15 protein-coding genes are annotated in these 17593 nt (G+C 72.6%); 12 read left to right on the top strand and 3 right to left on the bottom strand.

From position 1 onward, the window contains the following. Positions 1–152: 152 nt before the first annotated feature. On the top strand, positions 153–944 hold the full coding sequence (locus B7C62_25495; GenBank protein ID ARF75228.1) for a hypothetical protein: 792 nt from the start codon (positions 153–155) through the stop codon (positions 942–944). Between the two features lie 59 nt (positions 945–1003). Here B7C62_25495 and B7C62_25490 read toward each other — a convergent pair whose 3' ends face one another. Then, on the bottom strand, positions 1004–1486 hold the full coding sequence (locus tag B7C62_25490) for a MarR family transcriptional regulator (GenBank protein ARF75227.1): 483 nt from the start codon (positions 1484–1486) through the stop codon (positions 1004–1006). Between the two features lie 223 nt (positions 1487–1709). Here B7C62_25490 and B7C62_25485 point away from each other — a divergent pair, with 223 nt between their 5' ends. Next, positions 1710–2477 carry a deacetylase gene (locus B7C62_25485; GenBank protein ID ARF75226.1) on the top strand — a complete coding sequence of 256 codons (768 nt, stop codon included), beginning with the start codon at positions 1710–1712 and terminating at the stop codon, positions 2475–2477. Positions 2478–2646: 169 nt separating this feature from the next. Here B7C62_25485 and B7C62_25480 read toward each other — a convergent pair whose 3' ends face one another. Then, a complete protein-coding gene (locus B7C62_25480; GenBank protein ARF75225.1) occupies positions 2647–5067 on the bottom strand; it encodes an endopeptidase La in 2421 nt (806 codons plus the stop codon). A 152-nt stretch (positions 5068–5219) separates the two neighbouring features. Between B7C62_25480 and B7C62_25475 the strand changes: the two genes are divergently transcribed. The 9 genes from B7C62_25475 to B7C62_25435 all read left to right on the top strand — a co-directional run bounded on the left by B7C62_25475 (position 5220) and on the right by B7C62_25435 (position 13472). Beyond that, positions 5220–6032 carry a nucleotidyltransferase gene (locus B7C62_25475; GenBank protein ARF75224.1) on the top strand — a complete coding sequence of 271 codons (813 nt, stop codon included), beginning with the start codon at positions 5220–5222 and terminating at the stop codon, positions 6030–6032. 53 nt (positions 6033–6085) lie between these two features. Next, positions 6086–6700, top strand: coding sequence for an RNA polymerase subunit sigma-24 (locus B7C62_25470; GenBank protein ID ARF75223.1), 615 nt, complete (start codon positions 6086–6088; stop codon positions 6698–6700). Next, a complete protein-coding gene (locus B7C62_25465) occupies positions 6697–7776 on the top strand; it encodes a hypothetical protein (protein ID ARF75222.1) in 1080 nt (359 codons plus the stop codon). Before B7C62_25470 ends, B7C62_25465 begins: the two co-directional genes overlap by 4 nt. After that, entirely contained in the window at positions 7773–8615 is an 843-nt protein-coding gene (locus B7C62_25460) for an ABC transporter ATP-binding protein (GenBank protein ID ARF75221.1), read from the top strand. The genes B7C62_25465 and B7C62_25460 overlap by 4 nt, the downstream gene beginning before the upstream one ends. Before the next feature lie 41 nt (positions 8616–8656). After that, positions 8657–9946, top strand: coding sequence for a hypothetical protein (locus B7C62_25455; protein ARF77369.1), 1290 nt, complete (start codon positions 8657–8659; stop codon positions 9944–9946). Further along, entirely contained in the window at positions 9943–10560 is a 618-nt protein-coding gene (locus tag B7C62_25450) for a hypothetical protein (protein ARF75220.1), read from the top strand. The genes B7C62_25455 and B7C62_25450 overlap by 4 nt, the downstream gene beginning before the upstream one ends. A 125-nt stretch (positions 10561–10685) precedes the next feature. Beyond that, a complete protein-coding gene (locus B7C62_25445; protein ID ARF75219.1) occupies positions 10686–11402 on the top strand; it encodes a spermidine synthase in 717 nt (238 codons plus the stop codon). Positions 11403–11661: 259 nt separating this feature from the next. After that, on the top strand, positions 11662–12399 hold the full coding sequence (locus B7C62_25440) for a DNA-binding response regulator (protein ID ARF75218.1): 738 nt from the start codon (positions 11662–11664) through the stop codon (positions 12397–12399). Beyond that, on the top strand, positions 12396–13472 hold the full coding sequence (locus B7C62_25435) for a two-component sensor histidine kinase (GenBank protein ARF75217.1): 1077 nt from the start codon (positions 12396–12398) through the stop codon (positions 13470–13472). Before B7C62_25440 ends, B7C62_25435 begins: the two co-directional genes overlap by 4 nt. 66 nt (positions 13473–13538) lie before the next feature. On the opposite strand, the gene B7C62_25430 is transcribed toward B7C62_25435, so the two are convergent. Continuing rightward, positions 13539–13799: a hypothetical protein gene (locus tag B7C62_25430; protein ID ARF75216.1), complete on the bottom strand. Its 261-nt coding sequence runs from the start codon at positions 13797–13799 to the stop codon at positions 13539–13541. On the opposite strand from B7C62_25430, the gene B7C62_25425 reads away from it, so the two are divergent. Then, entirely contained in the window at positions 13755–17582 is a 3828-nt protein-coding gene (locus B7C62_25425; protein ARF75215.1) for a 2-oxoglutarate dehydrogenase E1 component, read from the top strand. The genes B7C62_25430 and B7C62_25425 overlap by 45 nt on opposite strands. The last annotated feature ends 11 nt before the right edge of the window (positions 17583–17593 follow it).

Raw genomic sequence — 17593 nt, 5'->3', positions numbered from 1 at the left:
CGGGCTGGAACTTCGGCGCGGCCTTTGGCAGGATGCCCGCCCGCACTCGGTTCGGAGCCCTCCCTTCCGGCCAACGGTGGCGCGTTGACCTGCTGGTACGGCCGGAACCGGCCCGGTGCGGGGATCGTGAAGGGCTCGTGCAGACTGGCGCCATGCGCATCGAACTCGCCACCGCCCCCGGGAGTCCCGAACGCCCCAACGAGGACTGGATCTCCGCAGCCCTTCCGGCGTCCGGCCAGGGTGGCGTCCTGGTCCTGCTCGACGGCGTCACCCCGCCCCCGGACGATCACGGCTGTGTCCACCCGGTGCCCTGGTTCACCGCACGGCTGGGCGGGGCGCTGGCGGAACTGTCCGGTTCACGGCGGGATCTGGCCCTGGCCGATGTCCTGTCCGCGTCCATCCGGCGCACCGCCGACGCCCACCGGGCGACCTGTGACCTTTCTCACGTACGTACGCCTCAGGCGACGGTGGTGCTGGTGCGTTGGGACGAACACGCGGTCGAGTACCTGGTGCTCTCCGACTCGGCGCTCCTGCTGGAGGGCCCGGACGGTACGGTCCGGGCGGTCCTGGACGACCGGCTGGACCGGCTGCCACCGAGCTCCCTGGCCTCGGCGGCGACCGTCGACACCCGGCTGCGGAACAAGGAGGGCGGCTTCTTCACGGCCGCCGCGGACCCCTCGGTGGCCTCACGCGCGGTGACCGGCAGCGTCCCGGCCGCCGAGGTCCGGTCGCTGGCCGCACTGACGGACGGGGCGACCCGCTGGACGGAGGTGTTCCACGAGGGCGACTGGACGGCCGCACTGGGGCTGTTGCGCAAGGCGGGACCCCAGGGGCTGATCGACCGGGTACGGGAACTGGAGAGGGCCGACGCCGCCGCCGGGCGCGTACGGCTGCGGCGCGGCAAGACGCACGACGACGCGGCGGCGGTCTTCGTGGAGCTGTGAGCCGCGGGCCGCAACCCGGGGGCCGCCGCACCGGCCGAGGGCGGTCTCGCTCCCCTTGCTCACTCCTCCGCGCGGGAGTTCAACTGGTGCAGCAGCCGGGCCAGCTCGGCGACCTCGGCCCGGTCCCAGTCGGCCAGCTTGCGGACGTACCGCCCGCGCCGGGCGTCGCGGACGCTGCGGAAGCGGGCCAGGCCCTCGTCGGTCAGCCGGACGAGCCAGGCACGGCCGTCCGCCGGGTCGGGTTCGCGGTCGACGAGCCCGAGGTTCTCCAGGGCCCGCAGCTGACGGCTCATGGTGGCCTTGCCGACGCCGAAGTAGGCCGCCAGCTCCGTGGCCCGCTGCCGGCCCGCCGACTCCAGGCGGACGAGCAGGCCGTAGGCGGCGGGCTCCAGTTCGGGGTGGACCTCGCGGGCCATCTCCCCCGAGCTGGCCCGCGCCCGGCGCAGGAAGACCGCCAGCTCGCGCTCCAGCGCCAGGAACTCGTGGTCCACACCGGTTCCGGCAACCACGCCCGGTTCGCGCGCGCTTTCGCTCCCGTGCACGTCAGCACTCCTCGTACGGCTTCCTGATACGGCTTCCCGCCGATGAACGTCTCCGCCACGGCCGGTCGACGCCGCGGCCCGGCCAGTATTTCGCAGTCGGCCCCCGCCGACGCTTCCCGGTGACCCGAGCCCCACTATGCACTCGACGTATACACACTACGTATAGTCCTCGGCGTACCGCACACCCGTGCGGATTTCTCCGCGCCGAGGAGTGGTGTGTGCCGTGCTCGAAAAGAAGACGACCCTGCTCGGCGGCGGGTTGGCCGCCGCCCTGGTGACCACCCTCACACTGGCGCTCGGCGGCTGCTCCATGGACACGACGGCTCCGGCCTCGGCACGGCAGGACGCGGCGTCCGACGCCAAGGGCTCCTTCGGGCGGGCGGACTGCCGCAAGGCGAAGTGCATCGCCCTCACGTTCGACGCGGGGCCGGGCAAGGACACCCCCGAGCTGCTGGACATCCTGAAGGAGAAGAAGGTGCACGCCACCTTCTTCCTGCTGGGGAAGCACCACGTCCTCAAGCACCCCGAGACCGTGCGGCGCATCCAGGACGAGGGCCACGAGGTGGCCAACCACACCTGGACGCACAAGATCCTGACCGACGAGGAGCCGGACGGGATACGGGCCGAGCTGGAGAAGACCCAGGTGGCGATCGAGAAGCTCACCGGGAAGAGGCCCCGGCTGATGCGCCCGCCGCAGGGCCGTACCGACGACAAGGTCTCCGAGGTCAGCAAGGAGCTGGGGCTCTCGCAGGTGCTGTGGAGCGCCACCGCGAAGGACTACGCGACCGATGACTCGGCGCTGATCACCCAGCGGATACTGGACCAGGCGGGCAAGGACGGCATCATCCTGCTCCACGACATCTACAAGGGCACCGTGCCCGCCGTGCCCGGGATCATCGACGCGCTCCAGAAGGACGGGTACACCTTCGTGACCGTGCCCGAGCTGATGGCCCCCGCCGAGCCGGAGCCGGGCACGGTCTACCGCCCCTGAGCACCCTGTCGGCGTACACGCGGAACGGCCCGCTCCCGACCGGCACACGGAACAGCCCGCCTCCCGACCGCCCCTCCCGGCATGCGGAACGGCCCGCCCCCGTTGACTCGGGAAGCGGGCCGTCCGTACCGGCCGCGTACCTGATACCGCGCCCGTCACCGCGTGGTGGTCAGGCCACGGCCGGGATCTTCTCCTCCGTACGGGCGGAAGCCGGGGTGAGGGCGATCTCCAGCACCTGGCGGACGTCGGTGACCGGGTGGACGTCCAGCTTCTCCAGGACCTCGGCCGGGACGTCGTCCAGGTCGGCCTCGTTGCGCTGGGGGATCACCACGGTGGTGATGCCCGCGCGGTGGGCGGCCAGCAGCTTCTGCTTGACGCCGCCGATCGGCAGCACCCGCCCGGTCAGCGAGACCTCGCCGGTCATCGCCACATCCGTACGGACGAGCCGTCCGGAGAGCAGCGAGGCCAGGGCGGTCGTGAGCGTGATACCCGCGCTCGGGCCGTCCTTGGGGACCGCGCCCGCCGGGAAGTGGACGTGCACGCCCCGGTCCTTGAGGTCGCCGACCGGAAGCTCCAGCTCCGCGCCGTGCGACCGCAGGAAGCTCAGGGCGATCTGGGCGGACTCCTTCATGACGTCCCCGAGCTGACCGGTCAGGGTCAGTCCGGAGGCCCCGGTCTCCGGGTCGGCGAGGGACGCCTCGACGAAGAGGACGTCACCGCCCGCCCCGGTCACCGCGAGCCCGGTGGCCACGCCCGGCACGGCGGTGCGGCGCTCGGCCGGGTCCTGGGCGGACTCGGGCACGTGGTGCGGGCGCCCGATCAGACCGCGCAGGTCCTCGTCCGTCACCGTGAACGGCAGCGCGCGGTCGCCCAGTTCGTGCTGGGCCGCGACCTTGCGCAGCAGCCGGGCGATGGACCGCTCCAGATTCCGTACGCCCGCCTCGCGGGTGTACTCCCCGGCCAGCTTGCGCAGCGCGGACTCCTCCAGGGTGACCTCGTCCTTCTCCAGTCCGGCCCGCTCCAGCTGGCGCGGGAGGAGGTGGTCCCGGGCGATGACGACCTTCTCGTCCTCGGTGTAGCCGTCGAGCCGGACCAGCTCCATGCGGTCGAGCAGGGCCTCGGGGATGGCTTCGAGGACGTTGGCGGTGGCGAGGAAGACGACATCGCTGAGGTCGAGCTCGACCTCCAGGTAGTGGTCGCGGAAGGTGTGGTTCTGGGCCGGGTCGAGAACTTCGAGGAGGGCGGCGGCCGGGTCGCCCCGGAAGTCGGAGCCGACCTTGTCGATCTCGTCGAGCAGGACGACCGGGTTCATCGAACCGGCCTCCTTGACGGCCCGCACGATCCGGCCGGGGAGCGCACCCACGTACGTACGGCGGTGGCCCCGGATCTCCGCCTCGTCCCGCACCCCGCCGAGCGCGACCCGGACGAACTTGCGGCCCATGGCGTGCGCGACGGACTCCCCGAGCGAGGTCTTGCCGACCCCGGGCGGCCCGACGAGAGCGAGCACGGCACCGCCACGGCGGCCGCCGACCACACCCAGCCCCCGGTCGGCACGCCGCTTGCGCACCGCGAGGTACTCGGTGATGCGCTCCTTCACGTCCGCGAGACCGGCGTGCTCGGCGTCCAGGACGGCCTGGGCGCCGCGGATGTCGTAGGCGTCCTCGGTGCGCTCGTTCCACGGAAGCTCGAGAACGGTGTCCAGCCAGGTCCTGATCCAGGACCCCTCGGGCGACTGGTCACTCGCCCGCTCCAGCTTCTCGACCTCCTTGAGCGCGGCCGTACGGACGTGCTCGGGCAGATCGGCGGCCTCGACGCGGGCCCGGTAGTCGTCGGACTCACCCTCCGGGTCGCCGTTGAGCTCGGAGAGCTCCTTGCGTACGGCGTCGAGCTGGCGGCGCAGCAGGAACTCGCGCTGCTGCTTGTCGACGCCCTCCTGGACGTCCTTGGCGATGGACTCGGCCACGTCCTGCTCGGCGAGGTGCTCGCTGAGCCACTGGACGGCGAGCTTCAGCCGCGCGACCGGGTCCACGGTCTCCAGGAGCTGGACCTTCTGCGCGGTGGTGACGAACGGCGAGTACCCGGAGTTGTCGGCGAGCGCGGAGATGTCGTCGATCTGCTGCACCCGGTCGACGACCTGCCAGGCGCCGCGCTTCTTCAGCCAGCTGGTGGCGAGCGCCTTGTACTCCTTGACGAGCTCGGCGGCGGACCCCGGCAGAGGGTCGGGCACGACGACGTCGATCACGGTCCCCTCGACCCAGAGCGCCCGCCCCGGCCCACTGGTCCCGGCCCCGATCCGCACCCGGTCACGAGCCCGGATGAGCGCCCCGGGATCACCGTCGCTCAGGCGTCCGACCTGCTCGACGGTCCCGAGGACACCGGTCCCCGTGTACGTCCCGTCGATCCGCGGAACCAGCAGCACCTCGGGCTTTCCACCCCCACCGCGGGCGGCGGCCTGCGCAGCCTCGACGGCGGCGCGCACCTCGGTGTCGGACAGGTCGAGCGGCACCACCATGCCGGGCAGGACGACCTCGTCGTCGAGCGGCAGCACGGGCAGGTCGATCGGTGTGAACGCCTTGGACTCGTTAGTCATGATCTCCCCTTCGGCAGGCAAGTTGAGCTATGTGGACTCAATGCTTATGAGCTGCCGAATGTTCCCCCGAGGATGTTCGCTCTGAGCGATCAGCCGATCGGGTCGGGTCTCCTGCCTGCCCTGCCCCGCCGCCGGACCACGACAGTGACCTCATGAACGAAAAAGGTCTGACCGAGGACGGAACCATCGCCCGCGAAGGGGCCCTGGACCGCGTTCCGGAGGCATTCGCCCCGGTCGTGGCCGACGCCCGCGCACGCATCACCACCGCTTTCGCCAATGAGCGCCGGCGCCTGCACAGCGCGTACGTCTACGGAAGCATCCCGCGCGGAACCGCTGTTCCCGGCCGCTCCGACCTCGACCTGCTGCTGGCCCTGCACGGCGAGCCCACGGACGCCGACCGCGCCGACGCCGACCGGATGGCGGCCGAGCTGGACGGCGCCCATCCCGCCATCGACACCGCGGGCATCCTGCTTGTCCGGGCGCGCACGGTCCTCAGCGAACGGGAACGGCACGACCTCGGCTTCTTCGTCGCCTGCCTCTGCACCCCGCTGCTCGGGCCCGACCTCGCCGCGGCCCTCCCCCGCTACCGCCCCACCCCGCTGCTCGCCCGGGAGACGAACGGCGATCTGGCGCTCGTCCTGCCCCGCTGGCGGGCGCGGGCGGCGGACGGCCGCACCGACGCCGACCGGACCCGGCTCTGCCGCGGCGTGGCCCGGCGCCTCGTCCGTACCGGGTTCACGCTGGTCATGCCCCGCTGGGGCGGCTGGACGAGCGACCTGGAGCGGTCCGCCGAGGTGTTCGGCCACTACTACCCCGAGCACGCGCACCGGATGCGCACCACCGCGGCCGCCGCCCTCGCCCCCTCCCCGGACCCGGCCCTGCTGCGCCTGTTCCTCGACGATCTGGGGCCCTGGCTGGCGGCCGAGTACACGGCGGTGCACGGGGAGAAGGCGCCCCGGCCGTGACCGGGGCGCCCGACGGGTGAACCGGATACGGTCCGGCGGGCGATAGAGAGGGTGTGAGGCTGTTGCGCCCTGCGGGGGAGGACCGGGATGACGGTACGGAGAAGGACGACGCGGCGTTGCTGCGCGCCGTGGCGGGCGGGGACGCGGAGGCGCTGGGCGCGCTCTACGACCGGCACGCCGGATGGCTGCACGCCCGGCTCGGCCGCCGGTGCGCGGACGCGGAGACCGTACGCGAAGTGCTCCAGGACACCTTCGTGACCGTGTGGCGCTCCGCCGCCTCGCACCGGGGCTCGCAGGTCGGCGGCTGGCTGTGGGTCATCGCCTCCCGCCGTCTCGTCGACGCGATGCGGGCGGGAGCACGCGTCGAGCGTCTCCCCGGTACCGCCCCGGAGGTGCTCGCGCCCTCCGCCGAGGAACGGGTGCTGGCAGGGCTGGAGTACGGGGACGTCGGCACCGCGCTGGCGGGGATCTCGCCGGAGCTGCGCGACGTCCTGCGCGCCACGGTCGTGGACGGGCTCTCCACCCGGGAGGCCGCCGCGCTGCTCGGCATCCCGGAGGGCACGGTCAAGACCCGCGCGATGCGGGCCCGGCGCGAACTGCGGGCCGCGCTGGAACGGCTGGCCCCGGACGGCGGGGCGTGCGGCGGGGCACTGGGAGGTACGGCATGAGGCTCGGAGGTCCCGGCGGTCCGGAGTGGCACGTGGACGGGGCGCTGGCCGCGCGCTATGCGGCCGGTTCGGCTGCCGAGAGCGATGCCTGGTCCGTGGAGAAGCACGTCGAGGCGTGCGCCGCCTGCGCCGCCCTGGTCTCCTCGGCGGTCCGGGCGGGGGCGGAGACGGGCCCGGTGCTGGACGGCATCCGCGCGGCGGTGCTGGCGACAGCGGAGGCGGAGGCGCACGGGGGCGTCGGCGCACGGGCGTACGCGGAAGTCCCGGGAGTGCACGCGGGCGTCAGCGCACCCGCGTACGCCGAGAGCCCGGAAGCGCACGCGGGCGCCGACTCACCCTCGTACGCCCGGAACCCGGAGACGGACGCGGGGACCACGGGGGTGCCCCCGCGTCTGTCCCGGGCTCCTCGCAGGACGCCCCGGGACCCTCGCAGGATGCCCCGAGGCCCCCGGAGGACCGCATGGGTCCTCCGGGCCGCCGGGCCCGCGCTCCGAGGGGCCTGGCTGATGGCGCTCGGTGCTGTCGCTCTCGGGGCCGTCGTGCTGTCGTACGGGGCCGGGCTCGGGGCCTTCGTACGGCCGTTGCTGCTGGTGACCGCGCCCGTGCTGCCGCTCGCCGGGGTCGCCCTGTCCTACGGGCGGCACACCGATCCGCTGTACGAGGTCGTCGCCTCGACCCCGTCCGGCGGGCTGCGGCTGCTGCTCACCCGGACCGCCGCCGTCCTCGCGGTGAGCGTTCCGTCGCTGACCCTCGCGGGGGCCGTGCTGCCCCCGTCGGCCGACGGGCCGGGGGCCGCCGCCTGGCTGCTGCCGGGGCTGGCGCTGACGCTCGCGGCCCTCGCGCTGGGCAGTCTCACCGGGTGCCGCCGGGCGGCGGCAGCCGTCGGCGGGGCCTGGCTGGTGTTCGTCGTGGGCCCCGCCACCGTCGCCGGGCCCGACGGGGCGGCGCTGATGGCGGGGGCCGCCCCCTACTTCACCGGGCCCGCCGTCCAGAGCTGCTGGGCGGCCGGGGCGCTGGCCTGTGCCCTGCTGCTCGCCGCCCGCCGCCGATCCTTCGACCATCTGGAGACACTGTGACCGCCGAAGTCGCCGGGCTGACCGTCCGGCACCGCAAGAAGACCGCCCTGGACTCCGTGGACCTGGACTTCACCCCGGGCGTGCACGGGCTCCTCGGGCCCAACGGGGCGGGCAAGACCTCGCTGATCCGGGTGCTGGCCACGGTCTCGGCCCCGGACGCCGGGCGGGTGGAGCTGCTCGGCAGCGAGGTCGGCCGGCCCTCCGACCACCGCGAACGGGCCGCCGTGCGCCGTCGGCTCGGCTATCTGCCGCAGGAGTTCGGCTACTACCCCGGCTTCACGGTCCGCGAGTTCGTCGGGTACGTGGCCTGGCTCAAGGAGATGGACGGGGACCGGGTCGAGGCGGCGGTGGAGCGGGCCGTGGCCCGGGTCGGACTGGGCGACCGGATCGACGCCAAGGTCAAGACCCTGTCCGGGGGCATGGTGCGGCGGGTCGGCATCGCCCAGGCGATCGTCAACGAGCCCGCCCTCCTGCTGCTGGACGAGCCGACCGCCGGTCTCGACCCGGAGCAGCGCGTCGAGTTCCGGGCCCTGCTGCGGGAGCTGGGCCGGTCCTCCACCGTGATCGTCTCCACACATCTGGTCGAGGACGTCGCCGCGGCCTGCACCGAGGTGACCCTGATCGAGGCCGGCCGGGTCGCCTACCGGGGCACGACCGCCGATCTCGTCGAGCTGGGCGGCACGGTGGACGAAGGTGGCGGCGGCGCCGGGCAGACCTCCACGGGCGGCACGGTGGACGAAGCCGACGGCGGTCCGGCCGAGCGCGGCCCCGGCGGCAACCCGATCGAGCGCGGCTACACCGCCGCCCTGCGCGCGCACCGTACGGCGGTGGGGGCGTGACCGGCACCCTGAGCCCGGCGGAGCCCCGGGCCGCCCGGCAGCTGGTCCGCCACCCGGCGCGGGCCGCGTTCCGGGCCGAGCTGAGACGAGGGATCGTCCCCTGGACCGCCCCGGCCGTCGCCCTCACCATCGCCGTACCGATGATCAGCAAGACCGCCCAGTGGCAGGGCGGCTGGGGCGATACGCAGGAGCTGCTGCACTCGACCGCCACGCTGCTCGGCGGGCCGCTGGTCGCGGCCGCCGGGTGCTGGCAGGGCGGCAGGGAGCACCGGCGCGGGACCGGCGGGCTGTGGCTCTCGGTGCCCCGGGGGCGGGCGGCGCGGCTGGTGATGGCCGCCCTGCCGGTGGCGGTGTGGGCGGTGGTCGGGCAGCTGGTGGCCGTGGCCGCGGTGTTCGCGGCCACCTGGCCGTACACCGGGGCGGGCCGGCCCTCGGCCGGGATGATCGTGGTGGACGCCTGGTTCCTGGTGTGCGCCGCGTTCACCGGGTTCGTGGTGGGGCGCGTATGGCGGTGGCGGCTGGCCGCTCCGGTGCTGGCGGCGGCCACGTACCTCGCCCTGGGCGTCCCCACGTACTTCTCCTCCGGCCTCCGCTTCCTGAACCCCGCCGAGCAGTACTACCTGGACGGCCGGGTGCCGGTGGGGTGGTTCGCGCCGGTCATGGTCCTCTGGCTGGGCGGGCCCGCGCTCGCCCTCGTGACGGGGTACGCCGTGCGGCGCCGGTTCCTCGCGCTCGTACCGCTGGTGGCCGCCGCCGCTGTCGCTCCCCTGATCGTGAACAGCGGCGAGGATCTGTTCCGGGAGGACCCGGTGGCGCGGAGGCTGATCTGCACGGACGCCGTGCCGCAGGTCTGCGTGAGCGGGCTGAACGGCCCGCTGCTGTCCCAGACGTCCGACGCCCTGACCGGGCTGCACGCCCGGCTGGAGGGGGTCCCGGGGGCTCCGCTGCGGTACGTCCAGGTGCCCGAGGGCGGACGGCCCCCGGCCGGTGCCACCCCGCTGCCCCACCACATGCGCGGCTGGACCGTGGTGCGCGACCGGCTCGCCGACCCGGCTTCGTACGCCTACGCCACGGCCGACGGCCTCTCCGCACGCGACTGCCCCCTGTCCGTGCTGGTGGCGGAGGACAGCGCCACCCAGCGCATGTGGGAGACCGATGACGCCGTGGCGCACTGGCTGGTTCCCTCGGCCGGCCCGGAGCTGCTCCCCGAGACGGGCGGCGCGTACCTGAAGCGGCTCACCGCCATGGGCGACGCCGAACGCCGGGCCTGGCTCGGCCGCTACCTGGCCACCCGCACCGTCTGCGACCCGAAGGCGGTGCCCGCGCTGTGACCGCCACCGTACGTACCCGGCAGGCCGTCCTCCATCTGCGCTCACGCGCCCTCCCCACGACCCTGGCCACACTGGCGGGCACCGCCCTGCTCGCCGCCTGGGCGGCCGACTGGCTACAGGACCAGCCGGGCTTCGACCACACCGCCCGCGTCCCGGTCCTGGCGCTCGCCCCGCTGCTCGCCGCCGCCGCGATCGGCACCGGCCTCCACTCGCACACCGAGGAGCTGGACCGCACGGCCGTCCGCCCCTGGTGGCCGAGGCGGCTGGCGTACCTGCTGGCCCTCACCGCGCTGGCCGCCTGCGCCCTGGCCCTCGCGGTACCGGGGCACCCGGAGCGGTTCGGCGCCCCGGCGATGGTCCGCAACGTGGTGGGCGCGACCGGGGTGACGGCAGCGGCGGCGGCCCTCCTGGGGGCCCGGGCGAGCTGGCTGCCGATGACGGTCTACGGCGGCGCGGTCTACCTGGCGGCGCCCCGGACCCCCGGCGGGGCGGCGGCGTACTGGGCCTGGCCGATGCAGCCGGGCCCCGAGGCGGCGGCCTGGGCGATGGCCGGGACGGCGTACGTGGTGGGGGCGGCGCTCCTGGTCCTGCGCGGGCCCCGCCCGGAGCGCTGACCGTCACCGGCGGAGTACCGGGGGCGTCGCGCGCGGGGTGACGTGCGTACGGAAGCACCGGTGACGTGACAGCGAAGATCGAAAACAGCTGGGGCCGCATCCCCCGCCCTCCTACAATCCGGCCCATGGAGCCCGACACCCAGACCTTCACCTGCGCCATGATTCCCCCCGCCCCCGTCACCCTCGACCGCCGCCAGGGCCCCTTCGGCGAGGTCGTCCTGCGCAGGAGCGGGCAGCACCTGGAGACCTTCGAGATCATCGCCAACGGCTGCTTCCTGATGGACACCTCCGACGGGCGCTCCGAGCGGCTGCTGATCGACGCCGCGCTGGCCGCCCTGCCCGTCGGCCGGACCGGTCCCTCCGTGCTGATCGGCGGTCTCGGCGTGGGGTTCTCGCTGGTGCGGGCCGCCGAGGAGGAGCGGTGGGGGCGGATCGTGGTCGTGGAGCGGGAGCAGGCGATCGTGGACTGGCACCGGGAGGGGCCGCTGGGGCGGATCTCCGGGGCGGCGCTGGCCGATCCCCGGACCGAGGTGCTCCACACGGATCTGGTCGCCCACCTCCGTACCGCCACGGAGCGTTACGACGCGCTCTGTCTGGACATCGACAACGGGCCCGACTGGACGGTCACGGAGGACAACGGGAGCCTCTACTCCCCCACCGGGCTCGCCCACTGCCACGACCGGCTGACCCCGGGCGGCGTGCTCGCCGTCTGGTCCGCGCAGCCGTCACCGGCCTTCGAACAGGCGTTGCGGAATGCCGGGTTCAGCAGGGTTGGGACGGAAGAAGTGGCCGTTGCCCGAGGTGTTCCGGACGTGGTCCATCTCGCATCGAAGGCTCACTGAGCCGAGGACCGGCGAGGGGTTCCGAACCCCCTCCCGGTATGCGGGGCCCTGTGGTGGCACGGTTCACCCCGTCCGGGAGCGGCGGTCCGGCGCCGTGAGGGGCCCGGGAGCGGACCGCCCGGAGAACACCCTGCGTAGCCGGGAGCCCTCCGCTGCCTTTACGCTGCTGACCGGTACAAGGGATCACCCACGAAATCCACGAGCGAAGACCGTGCCTTGCGGGGGTTCGCCCCCCGCGAGAACGGGCAGGGGCGGGGCGATGGAACAGACACACACCACCCACAACGGCGTCGCGGCCACCCCAGGGGCGCAGCGCCGGGTGCTGGTGGTCGAGGACGACGCCACGATCGTCGACGCCATTGCCGCCCGGCTGCGGGCGGAGGGCTTCCTGGTGCAGACCGCGCTGGACGGGCCCGCCGCCGTGGACGCGGCCGAGGCGTGGCAGCCCGATCTGATGGTGCTCGACATCATGCTTCCGGGCTTCGACGGCCTGGAGGTCTGCCGCCGGGTGCAGGCGCAGCGCCCGGTGCCGGTGCTGATGCTCACCGCGCGCGACGACGAGACCGACATGCTGGTCGGGCTCGGGGTCGGCGCCGACGACTACATGACCAAGCCGTTCTCCATGCGGGAGCTGGCCGCCCGGGTGCACGTCCTGCTGCGCCGGGTGGAGCGGGCCGCGCTGGCCGCCGTCACGCCGCGCAGCGGCATACTGCGCCTCGGTGAGCTGGAGATCGACCACGCGCAGCGCCGGGTGCGGGTGCGCGCCGAGGACGTCCACCTCACGCCGACCGAGTTCGACCTGCTGGTCTGCCTGGCCAACACCCCGCGCGCGGTGCTCTCCCGGGAACAGCTGCTGGCCGAGGTCTGGGACTGGGCGGACGCGTCGGGGACCCGTACGGTCGACAGCCACATCAAGGCGCTGCGCCGCAAGATCGGCGCCGAGCGCATCCGTACGGTGCACGGCGTCGGTTACGCCCTGGAGACCCCGGCCCCATGACCCGGCCAGGGTCGGGGATGCGGCCCTTCTCCATCAAGGCCAAGCTCGGCACGCTCGTCGTGGTCTCGGTGTTCATCACCACGGGGCTGCTGATCGTGGCCCTGCGGACCCGGACCGAGTTCCAGTTCATCACCGTGTTCTCGGTGATCGCGACGCTCCTGATCACCCAGTTCGTGGCGCACGGCCTGACCGCGCCGCTGGACGAGATGCGGGCCGTGGCCCGGTCGATCTCGCACGGCGACTACACGCGCCGGGTGAGCGGGGCCGGGCGGCGGGACGAGCTGGGCGACCTGGCCCAGACGATCAACCGCATGGCGGACGACCTGGAGGCGGAGGACCGGCACCGCAAGGAGCTGGTCGCCAATGTCTCGCACGAGCTGCGGACGCCGATCGCGGCGCTGCGGGCCGTGCTGGAGAACGTGGTGGACGGGGTGTCGGCCGCCGATCCGGAGACGATGCGTACGGCCCTGAAGCAGACGGAGCGGCTCGGCCGGCTGGTGGAGACGCTGCTGGACCTGTCCCGGCTGGACAACGGGGTGGTGACGCTGAAGGCCCGCCGTTTCGAGGTGTGGCCGTACCTTTCGGGCGTACTGAAAGAAGCCAATCTCGCCGCGTCCCAGCGGCGCCTGTCCTCGGGGTCGGGCAATCACTCCCGTACGGATGTCCATCTCCATCTGGACGTCTCGCCGCCGGAGCTCACCGCGCACGCGGACGCGGAGCGGCTGCACCAGGTGGTGGCCAACCTCATCGACAACGCGGTCAAGCACAGCCCGCCGCACGGCCGGGTGACGGTGCTGGCCCGGCGCGGGGCGTACCCGGAGTCGCTGGAGCTGGAGGTCATCGACGAGGGCCCCGGCATCCCGGAGGCGGAGCGGTACCGGGTCTTCGAGCGGTTCAACCGGGGCCAGGCCCCCTCGCCGCATGGTCCGGGCAGCGACGGCGGTACGGGGCTGGGGCTCGCGATCGCCCGCTGGGCGGTGGATCTGCACGGCGGCCGGATCGGTGTGGCCGAATCCGCTCGGGGCTGCCGCATCCAGGTCACGCTTCCGGGGATGTCCGAGCGACGCGGTTGACGGCCCCGTTGACATAGGGTTCGAACCGGAAGGGCACGTTCTCCGTGTCCTCCCCGAAGGGGATCTCTAAGAGATACGGTCGGACGACCGTATCCACGGTCCTGCGTACCCGAAGTGCAGTGGAACCTCGCTTGTTTCCCGCCATTTCCTGCGCCGAAACCCGCGTTGCGATGTGATGTGCACGACGAAGCACCGGCCCGGTCTGCAAGGAACGGTTTGGGGGGCGTAGCCTTGATTTCCGCTGTCCATCACCTTGTGAAGCGGAAGAGGGCGGTTGCCGCCGTGTCGTCTCAGTCCCCCAGTAACTCGAGCATCTCGACCGACCAAGCCAGCCCGGGCACCAACCCGGCCGCCGCTTTCGGCGCCAATGAGTGGCTCGTCGACGAGATCTACCAGCAGTACCTCCAGGACCCCAGTTCGGTCGATCGCGCCTGGTGGGACTTCTTCGCCGACTACAAGCCGGGTACCTCCGGCGCGGCGGACAAGCCCGTTCCCGGCGCCGCAGCCTCGGGGGCTGCGGCGGACGGGGCCCCGGCCGCCACCGCCCCGGCGCAGCCCGCGGCCCCGGTGAAGCCCGCCGCGGCCCCGGCGCAGGCGAAGACCGAAACGAAGCCCGCGGAGGCCAAGGCCGCCCCGGCCCCGGCCCCCGCGAAGCCCGCCCCGGCCAAGCCCGCCGCCGCGCCCGCGAAGGCCGAGGCCAAGGCGGACGCCAAGGCGTCCGAGGCCACCGAGGCCCCGGCCGGTCCCGAGTACGTGACGCTGCGCGGCCCCTCCGCCGCCGTCGCGAAGAACATGAACGCCTCGCTGGAGCTGCCGACGGCCACGTCCGTCCGCGCGGTCCCGGTGAAGCTGCTCTTCGACAACCGCATCGTCATCAACAACCACCTCAAGCGCGCCCGGGGCGGGAAGATCTCCTTCACGCACCTCATCGGGTACGCGATGGTGCAGGCCCTCAAGGCCATGCCGTCGATGAACTACTCCTTCGCGGTGAAGGACGGCAAGCCGACCCTGGTCAAGCCGGAGCACGTCAACCTCGGTCTCGCCATCGACCTGGTGAAGCCGAACGGTGACCGCCAGCTGGTCGTCGCGGCCATCAAGAAGGCCGAGACGCTCAACTTCTTCGAGTTCTGGCAGGCGTACGAGGACATCGTCCGGCGCGCCCGCATCGGCAAGCTCGGCATGGACGACTTCACCGGCGTCACCGCCTCGCTGACCAACCCCGGCGGCATCGGCACCGTCCACTCGGTGCCCCGCCTGATGCCCGGACAGGGCCTCATCATGGGCGTCGGCGCGATGGACTACCCGGCGGAGTTCCAGGGCACCTCCCAGGACACCCTGAACAAGCTCGGCATCTCGAAGGTCATGACGCTCACGTCGACCTACGACCACCGGGTCATCCAGGGCGCGGCCTCCGGTGAGTTCCTGCGCGTCCTGAGCCAGCTGCTGCTGGGCCAGAACGACTTCTACGACGAGATCTTCAAGGCCCTGCGCATCCCGTACGAGCCGGTCCGCTGGCTCACGGACATCGACGCGTCGCACGACAACGACGTGACGAAGGCCGCACGGGTCTTCGAGCTGATCCACTCCTACCGGGTCCGGGGCCACGTCATGGCCGACACCGACCCGCTGGAGTACCGCCAGCGCAAGCACCCCGACCTCGACATCACCGAGCACGGCCTCACCCTGTGGGACCTGGAGCGGGACTTCGCGGTCGGCGGGTTCGCGGGCAAGTCGATGATGAAGCTCCGCGACATCCTCGGTGTGCTGCGTGAGTCGTACTGCCGCACCACCGGCATCGAGTTCATGCACATCCAGGACCCGAAGCAGCGCAAGTGGCTCCAGGACCGGGTGGAGCGGCCCCGCGCCCAGCAGCCCGAGCGCGAGGAGCAGCTGCGCATCCTGCGGCGGCTGAACGCGGCCGAGGCGTTCGAGACCTTCCTCCAGACCAAGTACGTCGGCCAGAAGCGGTTCTCGCTGGAGGGCGGCGAGTCCGTCATCCCGCTGCTCGACGCGGTCATCGACTCCGCCGCCGAGGCCCGCCTCGACGAGGTCGTCATCGGCATGGCCCACCGCGGCCGCCTGAACGTCCTGGCGAACATCGTCGGCAAGTCGTACGCGCAGATCTTCCGCGAGTTCGAGGGCAACCTCGACCCGCGCTCGATGCACGGCTCCGGCGACGTCAAGTACCACCTGGGCGCCGAGGGCACCTTCACCGGTCTGGACGGCGAGCAGATCAAGGTCTCGCTGGCCGCCAACCCCTCGCACCTGGAGGCGGTCGACCCGGTCCTGGAGGGCATCGCCCGCGCCAAGCAGGACATCATCAACAAGGGCGGCACGGACTTCACGGTCCTGCCGGTCGCGCTCCACGGCGACGCGGCCTTTGCGGGCCAGGGCGTCGTCGCCGAGACGCTCAACATGTCGCAGCTGCGCGGCTACCGCACCGGCGGCACCGTGCACGTGGTGATCAACAACCAGGTCGGCTTCACCGCCGCCCCGGAGTCCTCGCGCTCCTCGATGTACGCCACCGACGTGGCGCGCATGATCGAGGCGCCGATCATCCACGTCAACGGTGACGACCCGGAGGCCGTGGTCCGCGTCGCGCGGCTCGCCTTCGAGTTCCGGCAGGCGTTCAACAAGGACGTCGTGATCGACCTCATCTGCTACCGCCGCCGCGGTCACAACGAGGGCGACAACCCGGAGTTCACCAACCCGCAGATGTACACCCTGATCGACAAGAAGCGCTCGGTGCGCAAGCTCTACACCGAGTCCCTCATCGGTCGCGGCGACATCACGCTGGAAGAGGCGGAGCAGGCGCTCCAGGACTTCCAGGGTCAGCTGGAGAAGGTCTTCGCCGAGGTCCGCGAGGCCACCTCGCAGCCGGCCGCCCCGCACGTCCCGGAGCCGCAGGCCGCGTTCCCGGTGGCCGTGGACACGGCGGTCTCCGCGGAGATCGTCAAGCGGATCGCCGAGTCCCAGGTCAACATCCCCGAGTCGATCACCGTCCACCCCCGTCTGATGCCGCAGATGCAGCGTCGCGCGGCCTCGGTGGAGAACGGCACGATCGACTGGGGCATGGGCGAGACCCTGGCCATCGGTTCGCTGCTGATGGAGGGCACCCCGGTCCGGCTCGCGGGCCAGGACAGCCGCCGCGGCACGTTCGGCCAGCGCCACGCGGTCCTGGTGGACCAGGTCACCGGCGAGGACTACACCCCGCTGCTGTACCTCACCGAGGACCAGGCCCGCTACAACGTCTACGACTCGCTGCTCAGCGAGTACGCGGCGATGGGCTTCGAGTACGGCTACTCGCTGGCCCGCCCGGAGTCGCTGGTCATCTGGGAGGCCCAGTTCGGTGACTTCGTCAACGGCGCGCAGACCGTCGTGGACGAGTTCATCTCCTCGGCCGAGCAGAAGTGGGGCCAGACCTCCGGCGTCACGCTGCTGCTGCCGCACGGCTACGAGGGCCAGGGCCCGGACCACAGCTCCGCTCGCCCGGAGCGCTTCCTCCAGATGTGCGCGCAGGACAACATGACGGTCGCGATGCCGACCCTCCCCTCGAACTACTTCCACCTGCTGCGCTGGCAGGTGCACAACCCGCACCACAAGCCGCTCATCGTCTTCACCCCGAAGTCGATGCTGCGTCTGAAGGCGGCGGCGTCGAAGATCGAGGAGTTCACCAGCGGCGGCTTCCGTCCGGTGATCGGTGACGACAGCGTCAAGGCGGAGGACGTCCGCAAGGTCGTCTTCGTCTCGGGCAAGCTCTTCTACGACCTGGACGCCGAGCGGGAGAAGCGCGGCGACACGGAGACCGCGCTCATCCGGCTGGAGCGGCTGTACCCGCTGCCGGGTGCGGAGATCCAGGCCGAGATCGCCAAGTACCCGAACGCCGAGAAGTACCTCTGGGCCCAGGAGGAGCCGGCCAACCAGGGTGCGTGGCCGTTCATCGCGCTCAACCTGATCGACCACCTGGACCTGGCCGTCGGCGCGGACGTGCCGCACGGCGAGCGCCTGCGCCGCATCTCGCGTCCGCACGGCTCGTCCCCGGCGGTCGGCTCGGCCAAGCGCCACCAGGCCGAGCAGACGCAGCTGGTCAACGAGGTCTTCGAAGCCTGAGGACCGCACCG

It is taken from the genome of Kitasatospora albolonga, from assembly GCA_002082585.1.
Lineage (GTDB): Bacteria > Actinomycetota > Actinomycetes > Streptomycetales > Streptomycetaceae > Streptomyces > Streptomyces stephensoniae.
This window is presented reverse-complemented; position numbering and strand designations above follow the sequence as displayed.

Excerpts from the sequence above, each read along its gene's own strand:
- B7C62_25495 (ARF75228.1), top strand. The coding sequence starts at position 153 with ATGCGCATCGAACTCGCCACCGCCCCCGGGAGTCCCGAACGCCCCAAC.
- B7C62_25480 (ARF75225.1), bottom strand. The coding sequence starts at position 5,067 with ATGACTAACGAGTCCAAGGCGTTCACACCGATCGACCTGCCCGTGCTG.
- B7C62_25475 (ARF75224.1), top strand. The coding sequence starts at position 5,220 with ATGAACGAAAAAGGTCTGACCGAGGACGGAACCATCGCCCGCGAAGGG.
- B7C62_25465 (ARF75222.1), top strand. The coding sequence starts at position 6,697 with ATGAGGCTCGGAGGTCCCGGCGGTCCGGAGTGGCACGTGGACGGGGCG.
- B7C62_25445 (ARF75219.1), top strand. The coding sequence starts at position 10,686 with ATGGAGCCCGACACCCAGACCTTCACCTGCGCCATGATTCCCCCCGCC.
- B7C62_25440 (ARF75218.1), top strand. The coding sequence starts at position 11,662 with ATGGAACAGACACACACCACCCACAACGGCGTCGCGGCCACCCCAGGG.
- B7C62_25435 (ARF75217.1), top strand. The coding sequence starts at position 12,396 with ATGACCCGGCCAGGGTCGGGGATGCGGCCCTTCTCCATCAAGGCCAAG.